Origin of the sequence: Candidatus Protochlamydia phocaeensis, assembly GCF_001545115.1 — a bacterium.
In the GTDB taxonomy this organism is placed as follows: domain Bacteria; phylum Chlamydiota; class Chlamydiia; order Chlamydiales; family Parachlamydiaceae; genus Protochlamydia_A; species Protochlamydia_A phocaeensis.
In genome coordinates this window covers 37,725-58,464 of record NZ_FCNU01000023.1, presented here as the reverse complement: position 1 = coordinate 58,464, position 20,740 = coordinate 37,725, and the positions used below count along the sequence as shown (strand labels likewise).

Below are 20,740 nucleotides of genomic sequence, written 5' to 3'. Positions count from 1 at the left end.
TTGTATATTCTTTTGGGTTCTGGTTTATCTTTTTAAGCAGCCGGCATAGAGAGGGGCTTTTTGGCAGCTTTCTTCAAAAGTCTGGCTGTAAGCCATTCCAAGAATAAATAAGAACCAACGCCTATCTAGCAAGGACCCGAGCAACTTTGCCACAATTTACTTGCTAAGTCACTGCGACAAACCCTTCTTCATAAATGGGGCCATTTTTGCCGATTTGCAAGGCGCCTGAAAAATAGTCTCGATAGACCTTTAAGCCCTGTTCCGCTTTTTGAATGCAATAGAAACAATTGCTCAGCCATTCTGATCCCTTGATTGTTCCGCTGTGCAAATTGCATTCGAATCGATTTGTAATTTTTTTGTGCCAATACTCGGCTTCTCCAAATAAAATAATGGGTGTGGCATTGACAGAGCCGACTTTGCGCCTGACTTCTTCTAGGCAATACTCAAAGTCTGTTCCAACGCCTCCCATTAGAAAAATGGGAAAGTCCAGGTTGAATTCCGCTTGCCTTTCTACCAGTTTATCTAAACGGTAGGTCATTTTGGCTTCTATATAGGGATTTTGCAGCTGTTCGTTGACGACCGAGGCATCTTTTTGCCGGAAATCGACTATATTCGCGCACGATAAAATATTGAGCTCCTTGGCAATGCGGTTGCCCACTTCCATCGCTCCCGGCCCCCCGCCTGTCACTAGGGCAAGAGGTGTATTTTTGCTAAGGAGGGGATGGTTCATTTCGGCCCGCATATCTAAAATTCCCTGAAGGAGCTTCTGCAGTTCCTGGCCAAAATCTCCGGCAACTAGATTGGATCCATAAATGCCAAAGACAGTTGATTTTAGAAACATGTCTACTTTATTAAGGGGCACAAAAAGGCCGGAATCGCGATCCGGTTTTTGAATGTATTGCAAGATTTGCCCGCTTATCTCGTCGACCCAAAAAACGGGGATGGCAAATTTTTCCAAGTCATGAAGCAATGCCCGATCTTCCGCAGAGAAAAAATTCAGTCCAGACAAGGAAGGATATTGAAAGTAAATGCCCTTCAGACAGCGCTGGACTTGATCGCTCAAAAGCATACGCTTCATCAAAGGGGAAGGAAAATAGCGGGTTAATAAAATGCCTTGGCTAGTGATTCCTCCGCTATCAATGCTTTTTAAAAATGGATAAGAGGGCTGTTGCTCGATATAACGCTCAACCATCAAGGCCTGCCTGGTCCCATGAAAGGGGCCGGGAAATTCATGAAGGCGGGTCTCGCGGCTAATCCAATCTTCCGATTTAAGAGATTTAAGCTGCTGTCCTTTCACAATAAAAACAGCCGCCCGGTTCTCAAGGGGAAGGGGAGCGGTCGCAAAGGCTTCGAACAATGTTTTGCTGTCTTCTAAACAGGTTTGCAGCTGATCGCGGTCGGAAAAGAAGACGTGCTCACGATAAGGCTCAAGCGTATAGAACTCTAAAGGAATATCGGTGATTTCTCTTTTACTATTCCCAAATAGCTCATAAATATCCCCGGATGCATACGTATCAGGCTGCAAAATTGAAGCAGACGTATGGTGATAGCCTGGCGAAAGGAGGTTATCTACAACGCGCGCAAAAACTGTCCTAATATGCAAGGGAAGGGTGCGGACGAGAAGGATTTCATTTTCGTTTACATTTCGCGTCATTAGCGGCTTCCATTCTTGATGTAAACGAAGGATGTCCCTCATTTTTGATCCCGTAACCAACGCTTTGGATAAGGTGGGAAGGAAGCCGTAGATGGAGGAATCGTAGATGACACGTCCATTCTGCAAAGTCAGATAGGCGACTGTGCGGCCGTCCACTTTATCTAAAATAAGGTCGTTACTGCCATGCAATCCGCCTAATGACAGCAAAGGCTGCCCCCAGCGATCCGAACGACCAAACATACGGGCAAGATAGTCAGGATCGCGAACGCGGCGGCGTTCGTCAGCAGCAAATAGCTTCCCGATCGAAGACCCAACCTGCAAAAGCTTCAACATTTCTACCGCTATTGGCCCTATGGCATGCAGCTGAACTTGAACCTGCGCGCATTGATTTTTTAAGTCGAGCTCAAAAGCGATTCCGACTCCATCTAATCCCAGCTGGGCAAGGGTGCTCTTAATGTTAAAATAAATCGATTGAGGTTCAATATTAAATCCGACAAAGCGAGGCGAAATATTGGGAATAAAAACAATTGCCTCTGCCGTTGTTTCATTAATATGCGTTAAGTTCGTAATTGAACCATCAGGTGTGGCTAAATCGTATTGGCTAAAATCTAAATAGTTTTCCATGGCTTTGCATTTATCCTTTTAAGAGCAAATTCGAAGGCAGTAGCAAGCAGAGAGCAAAAATCAAAATACAAGATCTCTTGTTTTTCATCTACTTTGTAATTGCTTCTCTATTAACCTGCGTGTGGAGTTTTTTTGCCCTTTTGACTAACGTGAAAGCTCTTGCAGCTGAACAAATGGCAAGGCAGTGCCTATTTTTTTATATTGACCGCTCTGCCATTTGTTCATTTTCGAGGCTTTGACGCATTCCAAAGAGCAGAAAAACTCCACGCTCAGGTGCTTAATCTTTTTATAAAAAATGGAAATCCATAATTAAAAGAGGCGCAGCCTAATCCTTCCTTAACTCGCCTACTAAAATTCTTTAATTTTTAATTGGATGCAGTCGATGTGACAAAACCAACATTTAGGCGTGAATATTCGCTCTTTTTCAATGACTTAAAATTTACGTTCTCGAGAAAGAAATCGCTCAATTGCTTTTCTGTTAAACGAAAGTGTATGCTTTTTGTATGCCTTTTTGCCTTAAATCTTCACCCTAAGATTTTAAAAATGTGGAAATTTTGTAGACGAGGTATTTGTAACTTAGGGCTTGCCCTGAGAGGAAACCAGAGGTGTAAAGCTCTATTCAAGAAGAAGAAAGGAAATGGTTGTTTTATTAAACAATTAACAGTCAGTTATTTGTGATGATTTGATTGAAGGGGTTGAAAAACAGATCTTTAAGAAAGGGAGGGGAAGGGGTTAAATTCAAAAAATGTTCATAACATAGGAAAAATTTGAAGTGTGCGTTAAAAACTGCTTAGGCTGAAGCCTAGGATAAGAGGCATATTAAATCCAATTGCTATTAGGAGAAAAGAACGCGAATCTAGGCTATTAGGTTTTTAATACACTCTCTAAGAGCAAAACCTCCAAACGCAGGTTAATAGGGATGTTTTTGAAGAGAAAATTTTTCATGAAGCAGTAAAAAGCTAAATATAAGTGAGGTATAGCTAGGTTTAACTTTTATCGATTGAGTATAAGGTTTTTTAAATTTTATTTTATTTTGGATAGATTTGGGCTTTTACATAAAAATATCCTTGTGCCATAATTGTTTTTTATTTGTTTTAGAGCTGTTTTTAGTTATCAGGAGGATTGTTATAAGAGACATTCTCTGAATTCATAATTTCTTAGCCTGCGTTGCGAGTTCCTAGAGAGAAAATCATTTCGAACAGGCCGGTAGCAATTCAGAATGTCTCTAAAGTCAGTGTTTCGAATGAATAAGGCGAAAGATTAGGCTTTTTCAATAGCATGCCGTAGACAATCTTCTCAGTTTGCAAGCGAATAGGTAAGGCGCTCCAAAAGGATAAGGCTTATCGAGATGGATACAAACAAGATTCCGCGAAGCTGTGGGACACATGACGGGACTTTTCATGCTGATGAGGTGACTGCATGTGCCCTATTAATGCTTTTTAATTTGATTGATGAAGATAAGATCATTCGCACGCGTGATTTGCATCTTTTGAGCACGTGTGAATATATCTGCGATGTAGGAGGCGTGTATGATCCTGCTGCTAAGCTCTTTGATCACCATCAAGCAGATTATCAAGGGCCTTTAAGCAGTGCTGGAATGATTTTAAAATACTTAGAGGAACGGGGATTTTTAAAGCCGAACGAGTATGAGTTTTTCAATCATACGCTTATCATGGGGGTAGATGCTCATGATAATGGGCGCGATCCGCTTATTCCGGGCTATTGTTCCTTTTCGCATGTTGTTTCGAATTTTACTCCTATCCGCTATGATTGCGAAGCAGACGAGCAGAATCAAGCTTTTCATCAAGCGTTGAAATTCGTTTTTGAGCATTTGCACCGCTTATGGGAAAGATTCAAATATACGCAATCGTGCCGAGAAATTGTTGCGGATTGCATGGCCAAGTCGCAGGAATGCTTAATTTTTGATCAAAATCTGCCTTGGCTGGAAATCTTTTTTGAGCTTAATGGAGAGGATCATCCGGCCTTATTTGTCATTATGCCATCGGGCGGACATTGGAAGTTGCGAGGAATTCCCCCCTCTTATCAAGATCGGATGAAAGTTCGATTGCCTCAGCCTAAAGAATGGGCTGGCTTATTGGATGAAGACCTCAAGCGTGTATCCGGTATTCCTGGCGCCATTTTTTGTCATAAAGGACGTTTTATTTCTGTTTGGGAAACACGCGAAGATGCATTAAAAGCTTTAGAATATACGCTAAAACAAGCGAAGGAGTCTGTTTATGGCAACGATATTTGCAAAAATTATCAAGGGGGAACTTCCGTCAGAGAAAGTGTTTGAAAATGAGCGTATTTTAGCCATTAAAGACATTCATCCCGTGGCCCCCGTCCATCTTCTTATCATGCCTAAAAAAGAGATTCCCGACTTGCAATCCATCACGGCAGCCGATCTTCCCTTGATAAGCGAAATCATGGCTGTAGCCCAGCAATTAGCGAAGCAGTTTCATATTGAAGATGGCTATCGCTTGTTGACCAATAATGGGTCGAATGCGGGACAGATTATCTTCCATTTACATTTTCATCTCATTGGCGGCAGGCGCTTGGGCTCTATTGCCTAACCTTCCAATAGGATTGTCCAGGCCTATTAATTAGTTCTCTTAACATTCATATTTCCGGAAATAAAGGATCGAAACGCTGGTATGCCACTATTTACCTTAGACCGTTCTCAGACAGCTTTGCTAATTGTAGATATGCAGGCTAAAGTGTTTGCTTCCGTTGAACGAAGCGTAGAGGCTTTGGAGGGGATTTTTAAAATTATCAAGGGATTTGAAATCCTTGGCCTGCCCATGCTGATATCCGAACAGTATCCTCAGGGATTGGGTGAAACGCTAATGCCTATCAAAACATTGTTGGGGAAGGCTTATCAGCCTTGGATTAAATCTACATTCTCTTGCTTGGACGATGAAGCGTTTGCCCAGCATTTAAGCGGTTTGCCTTATCAACAATGGGTTGTAGTGGGAATCGAAGCCCATATTTGTGTCTTGCAAACAGTAAAAGGGCTGCTGCAAAGAGGCAAGCAAGTCACGGTTCTCAACGACGCGATTGCCTCACGCTCTATTTATGATTTCTCCACGGCGATTGCCGAAATGCGGGATGAGGGCGCGCGAATTAGCTGCGTAGAAACGGTCCTTTTTGAATTGCTTAAAGATTCCCGCGCTGCTGAATTTAAGTCTCTTAGTCAGCTGATCAAATCTAGCTGCTGTGCGAATGCTTAAAGAGTGTTCGATTATTATGCAAGCAGCCAAGCGGCATGGCCACATGGGCCTTAGCAAAAGGGAGCATGACCGAGAGACTCTATTCAATAGAAAGAAGCGTTTCTTGCGGAGGCAAACATATTTTCTGTTTAGCCTGCAATGGCCAGCCTATTTGATCGTCATCTTCGCAGCCTCTTTTTTTTCCTTTTCCCTTTTTGCAGATCCATTATCAGATCCTCAAATAAGGGCTAGGAGGGTGCAGGCCCACTTTATCATCAAAGACTTTGCCTCTGCATATGAAGAGGCCAGGCAAGCGCTTGATCTTTATCCTCGCTGCGACTTTGTTCATGAAGCTTATATTCGGTCTTTAGCCCATTTAGGCTGGGAAAAAGAGATGTTAAGGGCTTGGGATGATTATCGATCGGCATTTCCAGAAAAAGAGTTGCCGCGTAAATTAATTGAAGAGATGGCTTGGGGAATATTAAATAAAGCATCGCACTCTTCTTCGTTGATTATGCGCCAGATGGCATTATTGGCAGCTTTTTTTGCTCAAGATACAAAAGGCGTCAATATTCTTTTTCAAGGAATGAGGGATCCCAATTATGCCATCCGAGCTGTTGCTGTCAAATTGGCTGGCCATTTGCATGACGCCAAGCTTGTCAACGAAGTGAAGCGTCTTTTTAGGGAAGAGAAGATGTGGCTTGTGAGGAAGGAGGTCATCGAAGCGATCGGACGAATGAAAGTAGCCGAATTGCAGCCGGACTTGGAAGCCCTTATTGCATCGAATGAAAGCTTAGCTGAAGAAAAAGCGCTGGCGATAGAATCCCTTCTGGACATTTTAGATGAAATTCAGCGCCATGAGATCGTCCGCCTGGCTTCCAGCAATCGGGCGGGATTGCGCTTGCTGGCTTGCCAAGCCATCGCTCACTTTCAGTCTATGCGAGATTTAGATCAGTTGATCCTTCTTTCCTCTGATTATCAGCCGGACGTGCGCACGGCTGCCATTCAGGCATTGGGATTGCTTAGGCCTAAAGAGGAGAAAGAGATTGTTTTGGATTTAGCCAGAAGGGCAACTAAAGATGCGAACTTCAAAGTTGGCATTTCTGCCGCCTGGCTGTTGACGCTTTATGCTCCCGAAGAGGGACAGCAAGCCTTTTATGCCTATTTGGCAAGTGAAAGGCGAGAGGTGCGCGTGCTTGCTGCCGCGGCTTTGGCAGCAGCAGGGAAATATGGAGCTGACTATGCGTTGCAACTTTTAGACTCTCATTCTGATCCCTATGTTCGTTTAAATTTAGCCCTTGGATTAGTTGGGCAGCGGCTGGCGAGTGCCAAAGCGGCTTTTATGATAGGGCAAATTATGGATCAGGAGAAAGAACGCTGGTGTGAGATGGATTGCGGGATATTTTCTTCGATAAACAGCCGGTCGCTGAAAAAAGGGGAAAGCGGGCTTTCTACTCCCGAAACGGACAATCAGCTTATCCGCTTAAAACTATTCAATATCTTAGCGATTTTAAAAGCTCCGCATGCTCAAGAATCGATTCGCCAGTTTTTATCCGAGCGGTCTTGGGGTGTTTCGGCAATGGCGTCTGCTTTGCTGCTTACGGAAGGAGATGAGGCTGCCATTGATTTAGTTCAACAGCTTTTGCAAGATCCTCAGGCCAAAGTCCGCATCCAGGCCGCTCTTGTTCTCTCTTTATGGTCGCACGAAGAAAGCCCGATTAAGGTATTGGAGCAGGGGTATCAAGAAAGCGATAAAGAGACAAAGGCCAAAATTTTGGAAGGGTTAGGGCGGATTGGATCGATGACCTCTGTGCCTTTTCTCATTGAAGCCCTTAAGGAGCCTTCTCAGACTCTTCGCTTGATCGCCGCAATGGCCTTAATCCAGTGCTTAAACCATTAATTCTCGGAGTCAATAATAGCACGAATGAAGAAGGTTTTGCCCATTACATTCTTTTTAATAGCCTTCCTTATAAGTTGGGAGCTGTTTAATTATTTTAATCATGATTTCATTTTTGTCATTCCCTCTCCATCGCAAGTTATTCTCCGCTTATGGGATAAAGCTGACCGCTTTGGGTTTCATACGATTGTTACGCTAAAAGAGATGGTCGCTGGATTGGCGATAGCCTTGCTGGCGGCTTTCCCTTCTGCCTGGATAATGGACCGCTCGCGATTGGCCTCTTCCGTTTTGCAGCCCTTATTCATTTTAGTGCAGTGCATTCCGATGTTTACCTTAGCTCCTATTATGGTGGTATGGTTTGGCTGGTCTTTTACCGCGATTGTCATTCCAACAGCTTTGATGGTTTTCTTTCCTTTGACGATTAACATTTATCAAGGATTGCGCTCTGTTCCCCAAGAATTTGAAGATTTTTTTAAAACGCATCAAGCGACAACTTGGCAAGTCTTGACAAAGCTAAAGCTGCCCTGGGCGCTGCCCCATTTTTTCAGCGGATTGCGCCTGGCAGCAGCTATTGCAGGCATCGCTGCAGTGGCGGGAGAATGGGCAGGCTCTCAAGAGGGATTAGGGGTATTGATGATGGAAAGCCGCCGCGATATGGATTTGGAAACAAACTTTGCCGCCCTCTTATGCTTGACGCTGCTTAGCTATCTCTTTTATTTTATCACTGTCTCTTGTGAACGCTTAGCTTCGCAGCGGCGGCCATTAAAACTATTGATCAAGCAGGCGTTCCTCTCAAGGTGGGCCAAGTCTTTTCTTATCTTGACCGCAAGCGCAGCCTTTATCTATAGCTGCCAGCGCAATGCCGGTTCGGGGCAAGTCCGCTTAGTCTTAGATTGGCTTCCCAATCCCAATCATATTCCGCTTTATGTCGGGCTAAAGAAAGGATTTTTTCAAGAAGAGGGAATCAACCTGCAGATCCAAAAGTTGCAAGAGCCCGGCCATTCGACCACTTATTTGCTCTTGGAACAGTGCGAGATTGCGCTATCTTATATGCCTCATACCATCCGGACTTTCCAAAAACAGGCAGAGCTTGAACCCATTGGCATTCTTATTCAGGAGCCTTTAAACGCCCTCATTTTCCGCGATAAAGAAGGCGTTCAGCATTTGCAAGATTTGAACTTAAAGAAATTTGGCTTTTGTACAGGGGGAAAGGAAGCGCAAACCTTGCAAGCGCTTTTGTCTAATCATTCCATTTATCCGAAAGAATTGCTTAATGTGGGGTTTGATTTGGTCACCTCGCTTGGAATGAAGAAAGTCGATGTCATTTATGGCGCTTATTGGAATATTGAAACGGCGCATTTGCGTAGCTTGGGAATCCCTACGCGGTTTTTCAAGCTGACCGAGCTTGGAATTCCTTCCTATTATGAATTGATCTTTCTAGCAAATAAGAAAACCCCTTATTCTCAGCCTTTTTTCGTTGATCGATTTAAAAAAGCCTTACAAAAAAGTATTGATTATTCTAGATTGCATCCAGATGAAGCCTTTGCCATTTATTGCCATTATCAGCCCGATAAAAGTGAGAAAACGCGCCAGTGGGAACTGGAGGCATGGCAACTGACTATTCCTACGTTAGCCGATCAGCAAACAATTTCTCCTGAAATTTGGCACGCATTTGAGTTTTGGCTGCGCGCTCATCAATTATTGTAATAGCTTGATTTTGAATTTTTCTGCCCTTTGACACACACCAAAGCCGAAACATTCAAAATCAGGTTGATAAAGGGAAACTAGCATGACATTTGAAGAAAAACTAAAAGACGTCCAGCGCGACTTGAAAGAACAGGATGTGCAAGGGTGGCTCCTATATGATTTTAAGCGATGCAATCCGTTAGCCTATACTTTTTTGGATATTCCTCCTGGTAAAATGCTGACAAGGCGTTTTTTTTATTGGATCCCTCAAGAGGGCAAGCCCATCAAAATCGTCTCTCTTGTCGAACCTTACGTGCTCGATCATCTGCCGGGAATCAAGCAAGCCTACAGGGGATGGCAAGAATTGGAAAAAATTCTATTTTCCCTTGCCGTCACGAAGCCGAAAATTGCCATGGAATATTCCCCTTATAATGCCTTGCCGGTCCTTTCTCGAGTAGATGCAGGAACTGTTGAATTGATGCGCAAGGCAGGCTCTGAGATCGTCAGTTCGGCCAATCTATTGCAGCGTTATACAAGCGTGTGGACGGAGGAACAAGTAAAAAGCCATCTAGAGGCAGCTGCTGTCCTCGAGGGCATCGCCGATCAAACATGGAGCTTGATTGAGAGTAAGCTTTCTTCTCGTGAAAGAATTAATGAATACCAAGTGCAGCAATTTATGCTCGACTTAATGAAGAAAAAGGATTGCCTGACCTCTGATCCTCCCACATGCGCCGTAAACGAGCATTCGTCAGATCCCCATTACAGCCCTTCCAAAGAAAAGGCCAAAGAAATCAGGCCCGGGGACTTCATTCTTCTCGATCTATGGTGCAAGCGCAATCAGCCCAGGGCCGTGTATGCCGATATCACGCGTGTAGGAGTTGCGGCTTCCAAAGCGACAGATAAGCAAAAAGCCATTTTCCATATTGTAAAGGAGGCCCGAGACCTTGCAACTGCTTTTATTAAAAAGCATTACGAAGAAGGGAAATCCCTTCAAGGGTGGCAGGTCGATCAAGCGTGCCGAGATGTCATTGAAGGGGCCGGATATGGCGCTTACTTTATTCACCGGACAGGTCATAATATCGGAGAGGACGTCCATGGACCGGGGGCCAATCTGGATAATTTGGAAACGCATGATTTCCGCTTCTTAATTCCCGGAACTTGCTTTTCTGTCGAACCGGGAATTTATCTTCCAGGGGAATTTGGTGTGCGAATGGAATACGACGTATACTTGGACCCTAACGGATATATACGCATTACTGGCGGAATTCAAGAAGAGTTAGTTTGTTTAAATAGACTGGCGTAGAAGGGCTAATCGTCTATATTCGAGATTATTTCTCACTAGGAAGAATGCAAGCCTAGACCAGGATGGATTCGACGGTAGCCTCTAAATATTTAAAGTTAAAAGAGGAAGGATGAAAAATCAATTGTTTTCTTTTCAAGTGAATCGTTGGGTTGTCATCTTGTTTTGGATTGGCGTATTAGCTATTTTCCTAGTGATCTATTTTTTTTATCCCTCTTTATTTAATCAAATGCGGCAAGTCTCTTATCAGGATACGCCTTACGTTGATACGCCAAGAAATCCGCCTTAACAACCTGCGTTTTGCCATCCGTTCAAAAGACAAAACCAAATTCAGTCAACAAAGAAAAGTGGGCTGCTGTTCGATTAATCTGTCGGGGAGTAATTGAGCAGGGCTTGTAGTTCGGTCTGTAAATGCCCCATTTTGATAAAATCGGATTTGAAGTCGCTCGAAAGCGTCCATTTTTTATAAATCCGCTTTTGGGAAAGCAGGAATAGGTGCTGGGATAGGGAAAGGGCATCTCGGAAATCATGGGTAACCATTAAAATCGTTGTGCCGTATTTGTCTCTCACTTGATGCAAGAGCTGATAGAGATGTTCTCTTAGGCCGACATCCAAAGCGCCAAAAGGTTCATCCAAGAGAAGGATCGGCCGTTTCTGCAGCAAGGAGCGGGCAAGAGAGACCCGCTGCCGCATGCCTCCAGATAGTTGTTCGGGATAATAATTTAAATAAGGGCGAAGCCCCATTTCATCTAAGAGACGGTAGGCTTCTTCTTGTAAGGCTTGAGGATTAGGATGGAGTCCCAGTTCGGCTACAAGCATGACATTTGCAAGGACAGTACGCCAAGGAAGTAAAAGATCTTGCTGCATCATATAGGCAATACAGGAAGTCCGCTCAGGTGAATCAAGGGAATGGCCATTAATGTAAATGCTTCCCTGATGGAGCGGCAATAAACCGGCCAATAACTTAAATAAAGTAGACTTTCCTGAACCGGAAGCGCCGATTAAGGTTCCGATATCTCCTTGGCCAAGGCTTAGGTGAAGATTGTCTAGAATGATCTTATTCGAATAAGAAAAAGACAGGTTCTCAATAACCAAAGACATAAAATTAACTAGAATAAAGTCCATCTCATTAATAAGGCTTTCAATCGCTGCGAAAGAACCCCTTCTTTATTAATGATAAGGTGAATAATAAAAAGAATTAATAAGAATTGTCTTCTTACTGGCTTAAAACGTCAATCATTAAATGGTCGTCAATCAATTTTGGTGTCTTTTGTAGTGGCAATAGCGATACCCTAGGTAGTCGCCCATTCCATGAATTGGGCATGGTAATGATTCAGATGAGCTAAATCCGTTTGTAGTTGTTGGAAACGATCCCTAAGTTGGGCAAGATCGCTTTGAAGTTCCAACTTTTCAAAGTCATCTAAATTTTTTTGCTCTAATTTCGTCTCAAGCGTCTTTTGTCTATCGCGCATAAACTCTATTGAATTTTGTATATTCGATCGATAGTCGGAGCTCGCGTATTCTATTTCATCATTGTGGCCGAAAGCGTTGAGGCTAATAAAGCTGACATCTTTTTTCTGCCACTCCTCAGACTTGAAAATAGATAGCAGCCGATCGCGCAGCCTTCCTTGACCTTTCATTAAATCATCTTGTTCCCCGGTTGCAACGATGACCTTACTGGCAAGCCTGTTTTTGGAAACCGCTTGCTCAGCATCCAGAGTATTCAGTCCGATCAACTTTAGGGCGATCGATCCAATTGTAAAAAGATTCTTATTTGCTTGGCCTGAAATAAATCCTTGCAAAGAAGAGAAGGAATGATGGTTTGTATAAAGGCCGATGCCCCCCTTGGGAAGAGCGCCTTCCTGAATGAGCTCTTTTAATGCCGTTGCGCTAATTCCTCCTCCCAGGGAATGTCCATAGACAGCCAATTTTTGGGGATTATCGGGACAGAAACGTTGGGAGGCATATTCAATGGCTGCTTTACAATCTGTAACCGCTTCTCCGGTTGTGTTCTCTTTTCCAAGACTATGTCCGATTCCACGAGGATTATAAAGGACGACATTGACGCCGTATTCCTTTGCATAGGCCTTGGCTGTTTCATAGCTCAGCTCATAAGTCATTAAATTTCCTTGCGACATAACTAAAACAGGGCGATTTTCTCCTTTATTCGGCCCGCCATAGATCACGCAGCCATCGAGCTGTTGATGATCGGATGTAAAAATGTTAATCCGCTCGGCATTTCCCAACTGAATGTCTTCTTCAACTGCCCGCATGGCTTCAGAGACTTTTTCTTGGTACCGAAGCGTATTATACGCTTTTTCGGCCTCTTTTGTTGCGTTCGGTTTCTTCATTTCCATCTTGGCTTTTTGGAGAGCTTCAGGGGTTGCTGCAGAAATGGCTTCATACGTTAATTCTTTTGTGGCTGGATGAATGAGATTCCGCACAATTGCTGAGCCAATAAGGGATGTCTTCGCTGCAGCTTGCAGAAAGATAAGTTTGATTTTGCTGGAGAAGGATAGGGTAGCTATGTACTCTTTTAAGGAAGCTTCTTTGGAATCTAAAAGCTCTGTATGCAGTTGGGCGCTTGTTTTCTGCAATTTAGTGTTTTTTATTTTATCTTCTATCTGCTGCATTCCTATAAATGCATTCAATTTATTATCCGAGATCGAGCTGAATTGCCGAATCAATTCGGATCGCTTACTCGTCAATTCCTCTTTCTCTTTACTGTTAGTTTTCTTTTTTTTCAAAATTGAAGCGTTCTCTTCCGGCGTTTGGCTAAGTTCATGGCGCGAGTCTAATTCTTTCTCCTTTTCCTCTAATTGTTTTATCTGAGCACTTATCTCTTGATACTCTTCCTCTATTTGCTTCTGCTTTTGGTTAAATGAATTAATTTTGTCTTCTAATTGATCTTTTGATAATTGCAAGGGCGCGAGCATGTGGCTAATATTTTGCGCCTGATGGGAAAGAATCGCCCTTCGATCAGCAATTTGAGCCATTTGATTCCCAAAAGCCAGATGAGTAGCGAATTGATTCACTTTTTCACTCATCTTTTCCAGCATGGAAGAAATAAAAGATTTACCCCGGGCTTTGGGGCTTTCTATCGCTTGGTTCTCGGCTCCAGGAGCTTGGTTTTGAATGGAATGAAAAGAGGGAGGAATGTCAGTCATATTGCCTTACTAATTTTAATATCGATAAAATTACATTTTGTAGTATATTCTTTTATTATTTTAACTTTTTTTAATTATCATTATCAAATTTATTTTTTTAATTGTTGTAATAATGTTAGCAAACTAAATTGATCTGATAACAATATTGTTTAAGCAGTTGTCGTCAAACTCTGGTTAATAGGCTGGATGCGGGAAAGTAATCTCGAGGATAGACAATGAGCAATAAGCGACAGTTGATAAGGAAGAATATGAGTTATATCCATTCGCTAGTTTTGCCTTTGTCCGAGAGGAGGAGTGGGGATTTTGAAGTTGCTCGCCGTGCGCGGTCGCATAGCCAGTCCCTGCAATACTGGGGAAATTTTTGCCAACTGATTGGAGGAATGGGAGCTGTCATTGGAGGGTGTGGGATAGGAAAAAGAGTCTTTGCGGCAAGAGCGGTTCCTCCTAGCTATATTTGGTTTGGAATTACATCGCTTGCATTGGGATGTCTGGGAATGTTCCTCAAACGGTTGTCTTCGCGCGCTGTTACAGGTTTAACAGATGCTCAGGTGCGGCGCTTAAGTATCGAAAAGATAAAACAATTTTTGACTACTTTGCCAATTTCTGCGCAGGAATGGGAGGAAGCAAGGGAGAGGAATCGGTCTTTTTCACCCGCTCAAATACTGAGAATGACAGAGCAATTTGAGAGCATGGATCCTCGCCTTTGTATCAAATATGCGGTTGAACCGGGCAATCAACCCCGCTTTCGCCTGTCTTCCGCGTTTATTTCACTGGAGCAGAAGCTTGAACTACTGGATCTCGCTTATCGCCGAGGAATCATTTTAGAATTCAGCAATCATGGCTTTGGGCTGAGCAGCGAAGCCCCGACTATTCAAGCGGATTGCCGTTCGCAGTTAAGTTCGTCTGAAAAAGAAAAACGCAGGCAAACAATGGAACGGGCTTTCCTTTGCAGTTTGCATTTTTTAGAAAGGCGTTTAAGGGATCCAAGCAGGGAATTTGAGCGAATCAATGCTCAGCTTGACGCGCTTTGCTTTGAGGCGGGCTTAGGTTTTGGGAAAAAAGTATTGAAACCGGTTATGACGCTGGAAAATAATCAAACCTTAGTCATTCAAGATAATTGTTATAAAGGGGTAAATGTCCCTCTTGCCTTGGAAAAGCTGACTTCTAGCCTTCAGGAAATTAAAGTAGAAATTAATAGTGCGGCTACGCTTTCCCAGGAAGACTTGCAGCGGTATAGAGAAGAGTTAATTCATCAATATCCCCATAAACTTGCTTTCATCGAGCATTCTAGAGAAAAAACAGATATTTGGCAGGATCAGCCCTATCGCTGGGGCTTTAGGGAAATTTTTCGCTCTTTTCAGCGGCAAGTGAGGGGAGTTTAGTCCCTATTGGTTTTCTGGTTTGGCCCGGTTCTTTGGTCGAGCTCTTTTATTAACCTGAGTTTGGTGGTTTTAATATACCTTTTAGCGTTTTAAAAGCGGATTTTACCTTTGCCTCACAATCTGCTTTAACTTTCAGGCACATAAATGCAAAACTCAGGTTTATTCACTCACCTGCAGAAGATAATCCAACGTTTAATTATCCAGGCAATTTGCCTTGCAAGCTTCTTTGAAAAAAGATTCTTTTTATTGAAAAATCCTCACTACAAATTTATTCTTTTCGCATAACTGTTAAAGCTCTATAATTATGCGGTATTTATATTGCTTTCAGCTTTGAATAAAGCTTTTATCTGTATTGGCCGGAAGCAAGTGGAATACGAGTATTCTTAATTTTCAAACCCCATAGGGAGGACAGAAGTGGAGGAAGAGAATTCAGCGATTTCTCAAAAAGGACAGTTATTATCGGCCATGTTTTTAGTTGCGGGGACATGTATCGGGGGAGGAATGCTAGCCTTGCCCGTTGCCACAGGAATTAGCGGATTTGTGCCATCCACCATTATGATGGTGCTATGCTGGTTGGCTATGACAGCTTCAGCTCTTTTATTATTAGAGGTTAATCTCTGGATGAAAGAGGGGGCGCATGTTATTACAATGTCTTCAACGATTTTAGGGCCAATTGGACGGATAGTAAGCTGGGTTGTCTATCTTTTCATTTCTTATGCTTCGATTGTGGCTTATACGGCAGCAGGTGGATCGCTTGTTGCAAATGGAGCGGCAAACTTGATGGGGATGGAATTTTCAAAAGAGATAAGCTGCCTTCTTTTTATTGTTTGCTTTGGAGGAATTATTTACCTCGGCAACCGATTTGTTGGACGGGTGAATACAATTTTATTTGTCGCCATGATCGCGGCTTATTTTGCCTTGGTGGGAACAGGAATATCTGAAGTAAAACTAGAGTTTCTTTCGCATCGCAAATGGACGACATCTTTTCTTGCCATTCCCCTATTGCTGACAACTTTTAGCTTTCAGACTATGCTGCCCAGTTTAACCCCTTATCTACGCCGCAACGTTAAAGCCTTGCGGTGGGCGATTATGGGAGGAACAACCATTACCTTGATCGTTTATTTGCTTTGGCAATGGTTGGTATTGGGCATTGTTCCTGTGCATGGGCCAAACAGTCTTTTAAAAGCCCTTGAAGTGGGAGAGCCGATTACTCAATTCCTGCGCGAACATGTCAGAAGCGAATGGGTGTCGATTCTAGCCGAATATTTTGCTTTCTTTGCTTTGGTCACTTCCTTTCTGGGCATGGCATTGGGATTGATGGATTTTCTGTCCGATGGATTAAAAATTAAAAAGACAGGAAAGGGAAAAATTCTGTTGGGGCTTTTAATTATAATCCCAACCTTTATTTTTGCAGCCTACTTTGAAAGGATCTTTTTATTGGCTTTAGATACTTCTGGAGGATTTGGAGATTCTATTCTCAACGGAATCATGCCGGTCTTAATGGTTTGGGTCGGACGCTATTATCTGCATTTTCCTGCAGAAAATCGGGTGCCTGGCGGAAAGCCGCTTTTGTTAGTTGTATTAGCCTTTTTCATTTTTGCCCTCGTTTTGGAGATTTTGATTCATTCGGGCTTTACATGCTCAATATTTGAGGCCTGCCAACTCATTATCCAACAACAAAAAGAAGGGGCCGGACTGTAAGAAACTGTCGTCGAATTGCTGATTGTCTACATTCAAGAGTAAGGTTCTTTCTAGGCCGTTAAGAATTCGACGACAGGATCTAAATAGAAGAACGTTTGACAAATAATTGCTAAAAAATTTTAAGTTGGTTGAATTCTTATAAAAAACGATAGCAAGGAATGAATTTATGGGATTGGGACTAGCGTTTAAAGCTTTTATGAAAGCTTTTAAAGACCCCGAAAAAGCTAAACAATTTGTCGAAGAACAGCCTCCTAAACAGATTGAAGCGGCGGACCAATCACATCTTCGCCTTCTTTATTATTTGCAACAAGCAGGCAGATTGATTGATTTTTTAAAAGAAGATATCAGTGCGTTTAGCGATGCCCAAGTCGGAGCTGCCGCACGTAAGATCCATCAGGACAGCGCTCAATTGCTGGAAGAGCTGGTCACCATTCGCCCCTTGAAAAGTGAGCCGGAAGGAACAATGGTTCAAGTGCCTAAAGGATACGATCCTTCTGAAATTAAAGTCGTCGGCAAGATCAAAGGGGAACCGCCTTTCTCAGGAGTATTGGTCCATCGAGGATGGAAAGCGCACAAGCGTTCTCTTCCAAAAAAGACAGGGGAACAGGCGACCGATGTGATCTGCCCTGCTGAAATTGAAATCAAATAAATCGGGTTCATAATGAAAAAAGCGTCTTATATTATTGGTATTGATCTTGGAACGACTAATTGTACAATGGCCTATACGCCTATTCAGATAGAGGGTAAGCATCAGCATCCCTCGATTGAACAAGCGCGGATTGCCCAGGTTATAAGTGCCAATACGCAAGGAGAAAGCATTTCTTTGCCTTCTTTTATTTATTATCCGCTACCCGAAGAGCTATCTGCCCATCAAGCCGCCATCGAATGGGATTTGCAAAGGCCTTATGCCATCGGAACGTTTGCAAGGGAAAGAGGGGGAGAGCTGCCTTCCCGTTTAATTTCGTCAGCCAAATCTTGGCTTTGCCATACTGGCATCGACCGTCGCGAGAAGCTTTTGCCTTTCGATTCGGAAGAAATCGATAAAAAGATGAGCCCGCTGGAAGCTTGCGCCGAAATTCTGCAGCATTTACGGGAAGCCTGGGATTTCTCTAAACCGGGCACGCCTTTTAACAAACAGCATATTTTGATTACTGTCCCTGCTTCATTCGATCCTAGTGCAAGGCAGCTTGTCCAAGAAGCAGCCGAAAAAGCAGGCTATCCTGAGATTATTCTGTTGGAAGAGCCCCAAGCGGCCTTTTATTCCTGGCTGCATGCGCATGCGGATGAATGGCGCAATATCTTAAAGGTTGGCGACTATGTCCTGGTCGTCGATATCGGCGGAGGGACAACCGATTTTAGCTTGATCGCCGTTGAAGAAACGGAAGGCAATTTATCCTTGAAGCGCTTGGCTGTGGGATCCCATTTGCTGCTTGGCGGAGATAACATCGACTTGGGGTTGGCTTATTTGGCCAAACAAAAATTGGAAGACCAGGGCCACTCCATTGATGCGTGGCAATTGCAATCTCTTGTGCATCAATGCCGTCAAGCTAAGGAGCGTTTGCTAAGCGAAGAGGCGCCTGCTAGCATAGATATTACCATTTTGGGAAGGGGAAGCCGCCTGATTGGGAATACCCTTAAAACGGAATTGACCCAAGAAGAAGTGCAAAAATTGGTCGTCGATGGATTTATTCCCCTTGTCGGTCCTGAAGAGCGTTCGCCGACAGAGCGCCGCTCAGGCATTCAGCAAATCGGGCTGCCCTACGTCCAAGATCCTCGCATCTCTTGCCAACTTGCCAAGTTCCTTTCCATGACAGGGGAATCGGACACGGCCCAAATGGACCAATTTGTACTGCCGACAGCTGTGCTCTTTAACGGAGGAACAATGAAAGCGGCAGCGTTGCGCAAGCAAATTATGCATCTGCTGAACCAATGGGCGAAAGATTTAAAAAAACCGGCCGTCCAGGAGTTGCCAGGGGCGGATTATGATTGCGCCGTCAGCCGGGGAGCGGCTTATTATGGGCTAGCGCGCCTAGGCCATGCCATCCGCATTAGAGGGGGAACAAGCCGTAGCTATTTTATTGGCGTGGAAGAGGCCGTCCCGGCTGTTCCAGGGATCAGTCCTCCGCTTAGGGCTATTTGCATTGTGCCTTTTGGAATGGAAGAAGGCGAAGAAAAAGAGCTGGATAATCAAGAGTTCGCCTTAGTGTTGGGCGAATTGGCGACTTTCCGCTTTTTTAGCCATGCCACTCCTAAATTATCGAATGGGACGGAGCCGCAAGTCGGAACGGTTTTACGTAATTGGAAGCAAGAGTTGACAGAGCTTCATCCTATCGAAACAAGGTTGGATAGAATGGAAAGCGAAGGGAAAACCGTACGCGTTAAGCTGAAGTCCAAAATTACCGAATTGGGGGTATTGGAGCTCTGGTGCGTCTCTCATGAGGGAAGAAAGTGGAAGCTGGAGTTCGATGTACGTGACGATAAACCTATGGCGGCAAATAAATAATCGCTTTTTTTGCAGCGCCTTAATGCAGAGGCGGAAAGGCGTGTAGGAAAGAAAGCGTTTTTCCCCTCATTCACGTTCATTTGAGCGAGGGGACAATTTGCTAGGATGAGAATGTCTTATCTTTCTGTCCTTTAATTTTTTTCTCAGCGCCTTGTCCTTTGCGTAATCCTGATCTGCTTATCACACAAAAGGCGGATTTATAAGCCCAAAAGCCCACAGATTGCAAAAGAGAATAGGGACAAGCCTATTTAACCTGGATTTTGAGTTTTTTCACCCTGCATCAGCCATTTAAGCGCATCTTGCTTCATGCGTAAATGAATGCTGTATAAGCCATTGGCCCGATTGGGAGTTAGACTGGCATTGATTCCCAATTCTTCTAAGTAGGAGGGAGAACATTTCAAAATTGTTTCGGGCGTCTCTCCACTATATACCTGAATCAATAGCGCTGCCAATCCTGCTGAAATCAAAGCGTCAGATTCCGCACTGAAAAACACTTGATTGCCCGTTAAGCGGGACGCTAAGTACATCTGGCTTTGACATCCCTTGACAAGATTGGATGAGGTTTTTTCTGCATCGGACAAGCCCGATTGCTTCCGGCCTAATTCAATGATTTTTTGGTATTTGGCCTCTTCTGTTTGGCAATCTGAGAATTGAGCCTTGACCAAACGCTGTTTTTCTAAACAAGAATCGAACATAAATCTCTAATCTTTTAAGTTTCAAAGGTTATAATAACTTAAGTGCTTAATTTTATTGTAAGGCATAAATGTTTTTATGAGGAGGATAAACTTGGTTTTTTAATCCCAAAAAGCTAAAACATATCTTTAATAAAAAAGGATGTTGTATGCTTGACTTCCTGCTCCCAATGGGAATTAGCCTGTTAGTTATCGAAGCCTTCATGCTGCTTTTATGGATGATTTATTTAATCCAAAAGAATATCAGCTTGGCAGGCATCGGATGGGGATTAAGCTTCATTTTAGCCGCTTTGATTAGTTTTATTTTGGGCGAAGGGTATGTCTGGCGTCGCCTCCTTGTCTTGACAGTGGTCTCTATTTGGGCATTGCGCCTTGTCCTTCATTTGATCAGCCGATTCCACCAGGGGCTAGAGGATCCCCGTTATCAAAAAGTGCTCCATAGTCCTCTATTGCCAGGTCCGATTACCTTGAAAGCATTGACACTTTACTTGCTGCAAGGACTTTTTGCAGCTGTCTTGTCTCTTCCCTTTGCTTTGATGAGTCAAAACGTTTTGCCTTTTTTTGGGACATGCGAAGTTTTTGGGCTGCTGATTTGGATGGCTGGTGTAAGCGGAGAGGCTGTTGCCGATAGGCAGCTTGAACGCTTTAAGCAAACGCCTGGAAATGGGGAAATAGTGTGCAAGCAGGGCCTCTGGAAATATGCGCGGCATCCCGATTACTTCTTTGAATGGGTGATCTGGATTGGCTACTTTGTTATGGCCCTCTCTTCACCGCTAGGGTGGTTATCTGTGATTGCGCCCATCCTGATGCTTTATCTCATGCTGTACGCTTCTAGGGCATGTCCTTAATACGTAATCGCCGACATTTGCAAGTATTGTCTTTCTTGTAGAAGGCTTGAGTCAGGGGACTATATGGGGGCATCTAT

General features: G+C 43.6%; 16 protein-coding genes and 1 pseudogene. 12 read left to right on the top strand and 5 right to left on the bottom strand.

The window, feature by feature from the left end; genetic code table 11:
• Window positions 1-24: 24 nt before the first annotated feature.
• Window positions 25-153, bottom strand: a complete 129-nt coding sequence (locus BN3769_RS15140) for a hypothetical protein (RefSeq protein ID WP_255354190.1) — start codon at window positions 151-153, stop codon at window positions 25-27.
• 10 nt (window positions 154-163) lie between these two features.
• Window positions 164-2,278 (bottom strand): LOG family protein, encoded by a 2,115-nt coding sequence (locus BN3769_RS08955; RefSeq protein WP_068469731.1) that lies wholly within the window; start codon window positions 2,276-2,278, stop codon window positions 164-166.
• 1,348 nt (window positions 2,279-3,626) lie between these two features.
• Here BN3769_RS08955 and BN3769_RS08950 point away from each other — a divergent pair.
• From BN3769_RS08950 to BN3769_RS14750, 7 genes and pseudogenes are all read left to right on the top strand, one after another.
• Window positions 3,627-4,499 (top strand): annotated as a pseudogene (locus tag BN3769_RS08950) (MYG1 family protein); the annotation flags it as partial.
• A 16-nt stretch (window positions 4,500-4,515) separates the two neighbouring features.
• Window positions 4,516-4,851, top strand: coding sequence for a histidine triad nucleotide-binding protein (locus BN3769_RS08945; protein ID WP_068469729.1), 336 nt, complete (start codon window positions 4,516-4,518; stop codon window positions 4,849-4,851).
• Between the two features lie 81 nt (window positions 4,852-4,932).
• Window positions 4,933-5,508, top strand: a complete 576-nt coding sequence (locus tag BN3769_RS08940; RefSeq protein ID WP_068469727.1) for an isochorismatase family protein — start codon at window positions 4,933-4,935, stop codon at window positions 5,506-5,508.
• Window positions 5,501-7,387: a HEAT repeat domain-containing protein gene (locus BN3769_RS08935; protein WP_079989491.1), complete on the top strand. Its 1,887-nt coding sequence runs from the start codon at window positions 5,501-5,503 to the stop codon at window positions 7,385-7,387. The genes BN3769_RS08940 and BN3769_RS08935 overlap by 8 nt, the downstream gene beginning before the upstream one ends.
• A gap of 24 nt (window positions 7,388-7,411) precedes the next feature.
• The gene (locus tag BN3769_RS08930; RefSeq protein WP_068469724.1) at window positions 7,412-9,091 is read left to right on the top strand and encodes an ABC transporter substrate-binding protein; all 1,680 of its coding nucleotides are present in this window, start codon (window positions 7,412-7,414) and stop codon (window positions 9,089-9,091) included.
• An 82-nt stretch (window positions 9,092-9,173) separates the two neighbouring features.
• Complete coding sequence (locus tag BN3769_RS08925; RefSeq protein ID WP_068469721.1) at window positions 9,174-10,373, top strand: M24 family metallopeptidase; 1,200 nt, start codon at window positions 9,174-9,176, stop codon at window positions 10,371-10,373.
• Between the two features lie 109 nt (window positions 10,374-10,482).
• A complete protein-coding gene (locus BN3769_RS14750) occupies window positions 10,483-10,659 on the top strand; it encodes a hypothetical protein (RefSeq protein WP_154017869.1) in 177 nt (58 codons plus the stop codon).
• 74 nt (window positions 10,660-10,733) lie between these two features.
• Here BN3769_RS14750 and BN3769_RS08920 read toward each other — a convergent pair whose 3' ends face one another.
• Complete coding sequence (locus BN3769_RS08920; RefSeq protein WP_068469913.1) at window positions 10,734-11,471, bottom strand: ABC transporter ATP-binding protein; 738 nt, start codon at window positions 11,469-11,471, stop codon at window positions 10,734-10,736.
• A gap of 191 nt (window positions 11,472-11,662) precedes the next feature.
• Entirely contained in the window at window positions 11,663-13,537 is a 1,875-nt protein-coding gene (locus BN3769_RS08915; protein ID WP_068469719.1) for an alpha/beta hydrolase family protein, read from the bottom strand.
• Window positions 13,538-13,785: 248 nt separating this feature from the next.
• Between BN3769_RS08915 and BN3769_RS08910 the strand changes: the two genes are divergently transcribed.
• From BN3769_RS08910 to BN3769_RS08895, 4 genes are all read left to right on the top strand, one after another.
• On the top strand, window positions 13,786-14,919 hold the full coding sequence (locus BN3769_RS08910; RefSeq protein ID WP_068469717.1) for a hypothetical protein: 1,134 nt from the start codon (window positions 13,786-13,788) through the stop codon (window positions 14,917-14,919).
• 414 nt (window positions 14,920-15,333) lie between these two features.
• Window positions 15,334-16,620, top strand: a complete 1,287-nt coding sequence (locus BN3769_RS08905; RefSeq protein WP_228840662.1) for an amino acid permease — start codon at window positions 15,334-15,336, stop codon at window positions 16,618-16,620.
• 166 nt (window positions 16,621-16,786) lie between these two features.
• Window positions 16,787-17,269 carry a DUF2760 domain-containing protein gene (locus BN3769_RS08900; RefSeq protein WP_068469715.1) on the top strand — a complete coding sequence of 161 codons (483 nt, stop codon included), beginning with the start codon at window positions 16,787-16,789 and terminating at the stop codon, window positions 17,267-17,269.
• A gap of 12 nt (window positions 17,270-17,281) precedes the next feature.
• Complete coding sequence (locus BN3769_RS08895) at window positions 17,282-19,123, top strand: Hsp70 family protein (RefSeq protein WP_068469713.1); 1,842 nt, start codon at window positions 17,282-17,284, stop codon at window positions 19,121-19,123.
• 248 nt (window positions 19,124-19,371) lie between these two features.
• On the opposite strand, the gene BN3769_RS08890 is transcribed toward BN3769_RS08895, so the two are convergent.
• Window positions 19,372-19,818: a SufE family protein gene (locus tag BN3769_RS08890; protein WP_068469711.1), complete on the bottom strand. Its 447-nt coding sequence runs from the start codon at window positions 19,816-19,818 to the stop codon at window positions 19,372-19,374.
• Window positions 19,819-19,964: 146 nt separating this feature from the next.
• Between BN3769_RS08890 and BN3769_RS08885 the strand changes: the two genes are divergently transcribed.
• A complete protein-coding gene (locus tag BN3769_RS08885) occupies window positions 19,965-20,663 on the top strand; it encodes a DUF1295 domain-containing protein (protein WP_068469709.1) in 699 nt (232 codons plus the stop codon).
• Window positions 20,664-20,740: the final 77 nt, after the last annotated feature.